Origin of the sequence: Kitasatospora sp. NPDC057198, from assembly GCF_042670125.1 — a bacterium.
Taxonomy (GTDB): domain Bacteria; phylum Actinomycetota; class Actinomycetes; order Streptomycetales; family Streptomycetaceae; genus Kitasatospora.
Genome location: NZ_JBHUWH010000003.1, coordinates 53,461 through 62,024, shown reverse-complemented (window position 1 = coordinate 62,024; position 8,564 = coordinate 53,461). Strand labels below are relative to the sequence as shown.

The window sequence follows — 8,564 nt, the reverse complement described above, 5'->3', positions numbered from 1 at the left end:
GCGCCGACGCCGCCGAGGGCCCCAGCTTCCTGCTCACCCACGTCGAGGACATCGAGGACCGCAAGCGTCACGAGCTCCAGCTCGCCCACCGGGCCAGCCACGACGCGCTCACCGGCCTGCCCAACGGCGCCGAACTGCGGGCCCGGCTCGCCCGCCGGCTCTGTCCGGCCGCACCGCCGCCCGCCGGGATCCCCGGCCAGGGCCCGCCCCCCGGAGCGCCCCACCAGGGCGCCCACGCCCCCCAGGACGGCCGCCAGGCCGTCGGGGCGTCCGCACCCCACGCGCACGGCTACGCGGCCCCCGACGGGGCCCTGGAGCGCGACCGGGCCGCCTTCGCGGCCGGCGAGGTGCTGCACCACAGCGGCGTCCCCGCCCACCACGTGCACGCCGTGGTCCCCGCCGAGCAGCCCTCCGGCGACCTGTGGCACGGCCACCGCCGCGGCGGCGCCCCGGCCGGCGAGCGCGGCCTGGCCGTCCTCTACTGCGACCTGGACGGCTTCAAGCTGGTCAACGACCGGCACGGCCACAACGCCGGCGACGCCGTGCTGATCGAGATCGCCCGCCGCCTCCAGCAGGTCGTCCGGGAGGGCGACACGGTCGCCCGGATGAGCGGCGACGAGTTCGTCGTCCTCGCCGACAACATCGGCCGCGAGGAGGCCAAGGAACTCGCCGGCCGGCTGCGCGGCGCGATCCTGCCGCCGATGCGGATCGACAACCGGGCGGTGCGGGTCGGCGTCAGCCTCGGCATCGGCTGGGCCGGCTGCGGGATGAGCATCGACGAGGTGCTGCACTCCGCGGACGAGCGGATGTACGACGAGAAGCGCACCCGGGGCGGCGCCGCCCGCGGCTCCCGGGGCGAGCGCTCGCACCGCCGGGCGGGCTGAGAGCGGCCGAACCGTTTGCCCCCCGCTCACCGGGGACGGGTAGGGTGCCCTGGGTACGAGTGCAACCAGCCCAGGAGAGTCGAACGTGACCACGCCCGGCAACAGCGGCGCAGCGCCCGAGGGCGCGGGCGAGGAAGACCCCTTCGCGTACCTGTACCGCCCGGCCGAGGGCGAGCAGCCCACCGCCGAGCAGCGCCCCCGCGGCGCCGGCTACCAGCGCCCGATGGAGGTCGGCCGGGCCAGCTACGGCGAGCGGCCGGCCTACCAGCAGGCCCCGCCGCCGCCCGGCTACGGCCAGGACCCGGCCGCCCCGCACGAGCCCACCGCGGCGCTGCCCCAGCAGCCCCGGTACGCCGAGCGCTCCCGTCCCGGGCCCGGCGAGGACCGGCCCGCGGGCCGCGGCAAGGCCGCGATCATCGGCGCCGTCGCGGTGGTCGCCGCGATCGCGATCGGCGCGGGCGTCGCCCTCTCCACCGGCGACCCGGGCGGCAAGGCCGAGGCCGACCCGACCGGCAAGGCCGCGACCGCCCCCGCGGCCACCGCCGCCGGGAGCAGCCCGAGCGCGCCGGAGAGCAGCGCCGCCCCCAGCCCGAGCGCCGCGGCCGAGCCGGTCAGCGACGCGTCCAAGCTGCAGGCGACGGGCGCCGCCGCCGACAGCACGGTCAAGGGCGCGGTCTCCGCCGACGGCAGCTACCTCGTCCTGCAGGCCGGGTCGTCCTTCACCTGGACGGTCAACGCGGACGCCGAGGGCAAGGCCAAGTTCTGGCTGCACTTCAACAACACCGGCGCCGACCAGCCGGCCCAGGTCACCGTCAACGGCAAGGACCACGCCGGCGGCGTGACCTTCAAGAACTACTCGAAGAACCCGTCGGCCGACCCGGCGTACTCCTGGTTCAGCACCAACATATGGCCGGTGCTGCAGGCCGGGCCGAACACCATCACGGTGACCGTCCCGGCCGGGGCGAGCAATCCGGTGCTGCTGGACCAGGTCGCGCTGACGCCGATGAGCGTCAACGACTATCCGAAGTAGCCGCCCCGCCCGGCCGGGCGGCGACCACCCGGGCCAGCTGCTCGACGGTGGCCGCCATCGCGTCCCGGGCCGCGGCCAGGTAGCGGCGCGGGTCGGTGGCGGCGGGGTCGGCGGCCAGCCGGGCGCGGATCGCCGGGGTGCAGGCCAGGTTGAGCGCGGTGCCGATGTTGACCTTCACCATGCCGGCGGCGACCGCCTCGGCGAGCGCCGCGTCCGGGACGCCGGAACTGCCGTGCAGCACCAGCGGGACGGGGACGGCGGCGGCCAGCGCGCGGATCAGCGCGTGGTCCAGGGCGGCGGTCCGGGTGGTCATCGCGTGCGAGGAGCCGACCGCGACGGCCAGCGCGTCGACGCCGGTCTCGGCGACGTAGCGGGCGGCCTCGGCCGGGTCGGTGCGGGCGCCGGGGGCGTGCGCGCCGAGCGGCGGCGCGCCGTCCTTGCCGCCGACCCGGCCGAGTTCGGCCTCCAGGTGCAGGCCGTGGCGGTGGGCCCAGGCGGTGGCCCCGGCGGTGGCCTTGACGTTCTCGTCGTGCGGCAGCGCGGAGGCGTCGAACATCGCGGAGGAGAACCCGGCGCCGGGCGCGGCGCGCAGCAGGTCGGGGTCCTCGACGTGGTCCAGGTGCAGCGAGAGGGGGACGCGGGCGGCGGCGGCCACCTCGGCGCAGGCGCGGGCGATCGGCAGCAGCCGGCCGCCCCGGTAGGCGATCGCGTTCTGGCTGAGCTGGAGGACCGCGGGCGTGCCGGCGGCCTCGGCGCCGGCGGCGATCGCCTCGGCGTGCTCCAGGGTGATCACGTTGAACGCGGGCAGGCCGCGCCGTTCGGCGACGGCGGAGGCGAGCAGGTCACAGGTGCGGGCGAGCGGCAAGGCGGGAGCTCCCGGTGGGGTGAGTAGCGGGGCGCAGGTTCCGCTGCTCACCCGACCGTGACGCGTGACGCGCGGTGGGAGGACCCGGCCGCCCCGGGCGGGGCGGCCGACGGGTCAGGCCGGGTTGCCGGCCCTGGCGAAGCGGTCCGCGCCGACGATCCACTCGCCGCGGCGCATCACCGCGGCGAGCTCGTAGCTGTCGGAGTCGAGGACGACCAGGTCGGCGTTCTTTCCGGCCTCCAGGGTGCCGATGGTGTCGCCCAGGCCCATCAGCCGGGCGGGGACGGTGGACAGTGAGGTGACGGCCTGGTTCAGGGACAGGCCGAGGACGGTGACGGCGCGCTGGAAGGCGACGTCCAGGGTGAGGGTCGAGCCGGCGATGGAGCCGCCCTCGACCAGGCGGGCCACCCCGTCCTCGACCCGGACCTGCAGCGGGCCGAGCGGGTACAGGCCGTCGCCCATGCCGGCCGCGCCCATCGCGTCGGTGATCAGCGCGACGCGCTCGGGGCCGGCCGTGCCGTAGGCCAGCTCGACCACCGAGGGGTGCAGGTGGATGCCGTCGTTGACCAGCTCGACGGTGACCCGCTCGTCCTCGAGCAGGGCGACGATCGGGCCGGGGGCGCGGTGCTGGATGCCCGGCATCGCGTTGAACAGGTGGGTGGCCACGGTGGCGCCGGCGTCGATCGCCTTCAGGGTGACCTCGTAGTCGGAGTCGGTGTGGCCGACGGCGGCGATGATGCCGAGCTCGGACAGCATCCGCACCGACTCCAGGCCGCCGGGCAGCTCCGGGGCCAGGGTGAACATCCTGGTGTGGCCGCGGCCCGCGTCGGCGAGCTTGCGCACCAGCGCCGGGTCCGGGTCGCGCAGCAGGTCGGGGCGGTGGGCGCCGCACCGGTTGTGCGAGATGAACGGGCCCTCGAAGTGGATGCCGGCCAGGACGCCGTCCTCGACGAGCTCGGAGAGCACCGCCGCCTGGCGGCAGACCTCGTCGATCTCGCCGGTGACGGTGGAGGCCATTGTGGTGGTGGTGCCGTGCTCCAGGTGCGTGCGGGCGGCGGTGAGCGCCTCCTCGGCGATGCCGGAGGCGTACGAGGCGCCGCCGCCGCCGTGCACGTGCAGGTCGACGAAGCCGGGTACGACGGTGTACCCGGTCAGGTCGAGGTCGCCCGGTCCGCCCTCCCGGTCGGTCGGCCCGGCGCCGCCGAGGCCCGCGATGCGGGTGCCCTCCACGGACAGCCGGCCGGACTCGATCACCCCGCCGGGCAGGACCAGTCGGGCTCCGGCCAGTGCAGTACGGTCCGCGGTCACGCGGTCACCTCCAAGGAGAGCAGGTCCCAGGCGAGCAAGCCGGCGCCCAGGGACGCGGCGGTGTCTTTGAGCATGGCCGGAACGACCTTCGGGGGCATCTGGAAGGTCAGCCGCTCGGTCACCGCGGCGCGCAGCGGAGTGAAGAGCGTGTCGCCGGCCTCGGCCAGCCCGCCGCCGACGATCACCGTGGACGGGTCGAGCAGGCTCTGCGCCAGCACGATGCCGTCGGCGAGTGCGTCCACCGCGTCCTGCCAGACCGCGAGGGCCCTCGGGTCGCCGGCGTCGACGGCGCGCGCGCAGGCGGCGGCGTCGGCCTCCGGGTCGCCGCTGGCGCCGGCCCAGGCCCGGGAGACCGCGGAGGCCGAGGCCAGGGTCTCCAGGCAGCCGCGGGCGCCGCAGCCGCACTGCGGGCCGCCGGGGCGGACCACCACGTGGCCGATCTCGCCGCCGTAGCCGTGGGCGCCCGCCTCGATGGCCCCCGCGATGCCGATGGCCCCCGCGATGCCGGTGCCCAGCGCGATGAACAGGAAGCGGTCGACCCCCTGTCCGGCGCCGACCCGGCCCTCGGCGAGGCCGCCGGAGCGGACGTCGTGGCCGAGGGCGACCGGGATGCCGCCGAGGCGCTCGCCGAGCAGCTTGCGCATCGGCAGGTCCCGCCAGCCGAGGTTGGCGGAGAAGACCGCGATCCCGTTCTTCTCGTCGATCGTCCCCGGCACGGCGACGCCCGCCGCGAGGGGGGCGGCACCGAACCGGGTGCGGCCCTCCTGCGCCAGGTCGGCGGCGAAGTCGAGGATGGTGGCGACGACGGCGTCGGGGCCGTGCTCCCGCCCGGTCGGTCGGCGTGCCTCGAAGAGCACGGAGCCGTCCTGGGCGACCAGCGCGGCCTTCATGCCGGTGCCGCCTACATCGAGTGCGATGACGTACTTCACGGAGGACAGTTTTCCTTGGCCAGGTCTAAGAGGTCTAGTCCAGTCGCTCGATTGGTCTGGTCCTGAGAGGTGAGGTTTATCGCTCTTTGCAGCCTCCTGGGCGGTTTGGGTCGCGAAGCCGTTACAGGCCGTACGGTCGGGAGGGGCTCAGCCGAGCACGATCGAGCGGGTCAGGTTGCGCGGCGCGTCCGGGTCCAGGCCGCGGTGCGCGGCCAGCGCGACGGCCAGCCGGTGCACCCGGACCAGGTCGGCCAGCGGGTCCAGGCCGCCCGCCCCGGAGTCGGCCACCAGCCGGCCGCCGACCGCGGCGACCTCGCCGGCCAGGCCCGCGGGCAGCTCGCCGAACATCCAGGCCGCCCGGCCCGGCGCGGTGATCGAGACCGGGCCGTGCCGGTACTCCATCGCCGGGTACGCCTCCGTCCAGGCGAGCGCCGCCTCGCGCATCTTCAGCCCCGCCTCCCGGGCCAGGCCGTTGGTCCAGCCCGCGCCCAGGAAGGAGATCTGCTCCAGCGCCACCAGCTCGTCCGGCACCTGCCAGGCCACCGCCCGCTCGGCGTCCGCGGCCGCCTCGGCCACGGTGCGCACCCCGGCCGGGAGGGCCTCCTCCCGCTCCAGGTGGGCGCGCAGCAGGGCCAGCACGGTGGTGGCGAAGCGGGTCTGCACCACCGAGCGCTCGTCGGCGAAGCCCAGGTCGACCAGGTGCCCGGCGGCCGCGGCCACCGGCTGGTCGGTGCAGGCGGTGATCGCGGTGGTCGGCAGGTCGGTGCCGTCCAGCAGGCGCAGCACCTCGGTGGTGGTGCCGGAGCGGGTGATCGCCAGCACCCGGTCGTAGCGGCGGCCGGCCGGGAACTCGGAGGCGGCGAAGGCGTCGGTCTCGCCGTGGCCGCCCGCCTCGCGCAGCGCGGCGTACGCCTCGGCCATGAACCAGGAGGTGCCGCAGCCGACCACGGCCACCCGCTCGCCGCGCCGCGGCAGCCCGGCCGGGCCGCTCGCGGCCAGCGCGGCGGCGGTGCGCCAGTTCCCGGGCTGGGTGGTGATCTCCTGGGCGGTCAGGGAGGGCTGCGGCATGGGTGGAGGGCTCCTTCGGCTTCCCCGGTGGACTGCGCACGGGCGAGGGTGGGCACCGTGCGCAAAGCTGATTGATTTATAGCCGTTTCGCGCACGATTGCGCAATGAGGGGGGCGGGGGCCGGGTGTGCGAAGCTGTCCCGGCCGGGCCCGGGGCGCCCGGGGCGAGTGCGGGAGGAGCGGGGACGGTGTCCAGGTACGAGCGGTGGAACGCGCTGCTGGAACTGCTGGCCGAGCACGGGAGGCTGGAGGTCGAGGAGGCGGCCGACGCGCTGGACGTCTCGGCCGCGACCATCCGCCGCGACCTCGACCAGCTGGCCCGCCAGCAGATGCTCACCCGCACCCGCGGCGGCGCGGTGGCGCACAGCGTCTCCTACGACCTGCCGCTGCGGTACAAGACCGCCCGCAACGCCGACGCCAAGCAGCGGATCGGCGCGCTGGTGGCCGGCCTGGTCGCCCCCGGCGAGGTGGTGGGCCTGAACGGCGGCACCACCACCACCGAGGTGGCGCGGGCGCTGGCCGTCCGCCCCGACCTGGCCGAGCAGTCCGAGGGCGGCCGGCGCCTCACCGTGGTCACCAACGCGCTCAACATCGCCAACGAGTTGACGGTCCGTCCGCAGGTCAAGATCGTGGTCACCGGCGGCGTCGCCCGCCCCCAGTCGTACGAGCTGATCGGCCCGCTGGCCGCCCAGGTGCTCGGCGAACTCGCCCTGGACACCGCGGTGCTGGGCGTGGACGGGTTCGACGCCGGGCACGGCGCGACCGCCCACCACGAGGGCGAGGCGGCGGTCAACCGGCTGCTCGCCGAGCGGGCCCGGCGGGTGGTGGTGGCCGCCGACTCCTCCAAGCTGGGCCGCCGGGCCTTCGCCCGGATCTGCGGCGCGGAGGCGGTCGACACCCTGGTCACCGACGACCAGGTGCCGGACGCGGTGGCGGCCGCCTTCGCCGACGCCGGGGTGACCGTCCTGACGGCGTGAGGCGACCGGCCCGGTGGGGAGACCGGGCCGCCGAGGAGATCGGCCCGGTGGGGCGAGTGGTCACATAACGGGCAGATGCGCACTGCACGTTGCGCGGAGTGCAACCTGATCCGACACTTCGATAACTTCCTTGCCTATTCGCCCTCAGAGGTCTGGACCACCGCACACGGAAACTGCCAGGGTCGCGCCTGTCACCCTCCCGAAGGCGGTCCCCCTTGAAGCGATCAGCGCTGATCCCTCTGCCCCTCGTCGGATGCCTGCTGCTGGCCGGCTGCGGCGTCCTGTCCGGTGGGGGAGGGGTGACGCTGAACCTGGTCGCGGCCGACTACGGCACCAACGACTCCAACAGCAGCAGCAACTACTGGAACAAGCTGGCCAAGGACTTCGAGGCCGCCAACTCCGGCATCAAGGTGCACGTCGAGGTGGTCCCCTGGAGCGACATCGACAAGCACGTCGCCGACCTGATCGCCAAGGGCGAGACCCCCGACGTCGTGCAGACCGGCGGCTTCGCCGACCAGGTCGCCGCCGACCGCCTCTACCCCGTCGGCGACGTGCTCTCCATGGAGACCCAGGCCAACCTGCTGGACGCCTTCAACAAGGCCGGCCAGGTCCTCGGCAGCCAGTACGGCATCCCGTTCATCTCCTCCAGCCGGGTCTTCGTCTACAACAAGGCGATCTTCCAGAAGGCCGGCATCAGCGCCCCGCCCGCCACCTGGGAGGAACTGCGCAAGGACGCCGACCTGATCAAGTCCAAGGTCCCGGGCGTCATCCCGTACGCGCTGCCGCTCGGCCCCGAGGAGGCCCAGGCCGAATCGATGATCTGGGCGATGAGCGGCGGCGGCGCGCTCTCCGACAGCGTCGGCAACTACACCATCGACAGCCAGCAGAACCGCGACACCTTCAAGTGGCTGCGCACCAACCTGGTCGACAAGGGCCTGACCTACCCCGACCCCGGCAAGGTCGACCGCAAGACCGCCTTCACCGCCTTCACCAAGGGCGAGGTCGCCATGCTCAACGGCCACCCCGCCCTGCTCAAGGACGCGGCCGCCGCCCACGTGGACTACGGCACCGCCGCCGTCCCGCGCAAGAACGCCGACGTCAAGGAGGTCGCCTTCGGCGTGGCCGACTGGCTGATGGCCTTCAAGGCCAACGGGCACCGGGCGGAGATCAAGAAGTTCCTCAACTTCACCCTCTCCAAGCAGAACACCCTGGAGTTCGACGAGGAGTACAACATGCTCCCCGTCACCCAGGACACGCTGGAGGACATGTCGCACAACCCCCAGCACCAGGACCTCACCCAGTTCCTGCAGAACCTGCCCACCGCCAACTTCTACCCCTACGGCGCCCCCTCCTGGGACAAGGTCAGCAGCATGGTCAAGCAGCGGATCGGGGGCGCGGTGGAGAGCGGCGGCGACCAGGTGCTCAGCGACCTGCAGGCGAACGCCTCCTCCGAGGCGGCCAAGAGCCGGCAGGGCTGAGGCCGGCGGGGCGGGGCTGTCGGGGC

General features: G+C 74.7%; 8 protein-coding genes. 4 read left to right on the top strand and 4 right to left on the bottom strand.

From position 1 onward, the window contains the following. A partial coding sequence (locus ACFUEL_RS00875; protein ID WP_380233720.1) for a diguanylate cyclase domain-containing protein occupies positions 1-884 on the top strand: 884 nt, incomplete at its 5' end. A gap of 85 nt (positions 885-969) precedes the next feature. Further along, complete coding sequence (locus tag ACFUEL_RS00870) at positions 970-1,914, top strand: hypothetical protein (RefSeq protein WP_380233719.1); 945 nt, start codon at positions 970-972, stop codon at positions 1,912-1,914. On the opposite strand, the gene ACFUEL_RS00865 is transcribed toward ACFUEL_RS00870, so the two are convergent. From ACFUEL_RS00865 to ACFUEL_RS00850, 4 genes are all read right to left on the bottom strand, one after another. Then, positions 1,895-2,779, bottom strand: a complete 885-nt coding sequence (locus ACFUEL_RS00865) for a class II fructose-bisphosphate aldolase (protein ID WP_380233718.1) — start codon at positions 2,777-2,779, stop codon at positions 1,895-1,897. The genes ACFUEL_RS00870 and ACFUEL_RS00865 overlap by 20 nt on opposite strands. 114 nt (positions 2,780-2,893) lie before the next feature. Next, entirely contained in the window at positions 2,894-4,087 is a 1,194-nt protein-coding gene (gene nagA / locus ACFUEL_RS00860) for an N-acetylglucosamine-6-phosphate deacetylase (protein WP_380233717.1), read from the bottom strand. Continuing rightward, complete coding sequence (locus ACFUEL_RS00855) at positions 4,084-5,016, bottom strand: ROK family protein (RefSeq protein ID WP_380233716.1); 933 nt, start codon at positions 5,014-5,016, stop codon at positions 4,084-4,086. Before ACFUEL_RS00855 ends, nagA begins: the two co-directional genes overlap by 4 nt. 147 nt (positions 5,017-5,163) lie before the next feature. Further along, positions 5,164-6,084, bottom strand: coding sequence for an SIS domain-containing protein (locus ACFUEL_RS00850; protein ID WP_380233715.1), 921 nt, complete (start codon positions 6,082-6,084; stop codon positions 5,164-5,166). Between the two features lie 187 nt (positions 6,085-6,271). On the opposite strand from ACFUEL_RS00850, the gene ACFUEL_RS00845 reads away from it, so the two are divergent. Beyond that, a complete protein-coding gene (locus ACFUEL_RS00845) occupies positions 6,272-7,060 on the top strand; it encodes a DeoR/GlpR family DNA-binding transcription regulator (protein ID WP_380233714.1) in 789 nt (262 codons plus the stop codon). 215 nt (positions 7,061-7,275) lie between these two features. Continuing rightward, a complete protein-coding gene (locus ACFUEL_RS00840; RefSeq protein ID WP_380233713.1) occupies positions 7,276-8,538 on the top strand; it encodes an extracellular solute-binding protein in 1,263 nt (420 codons plus the stop codon). Positions 8,539-8,564 lie beyond the last annotated feature (26 nt).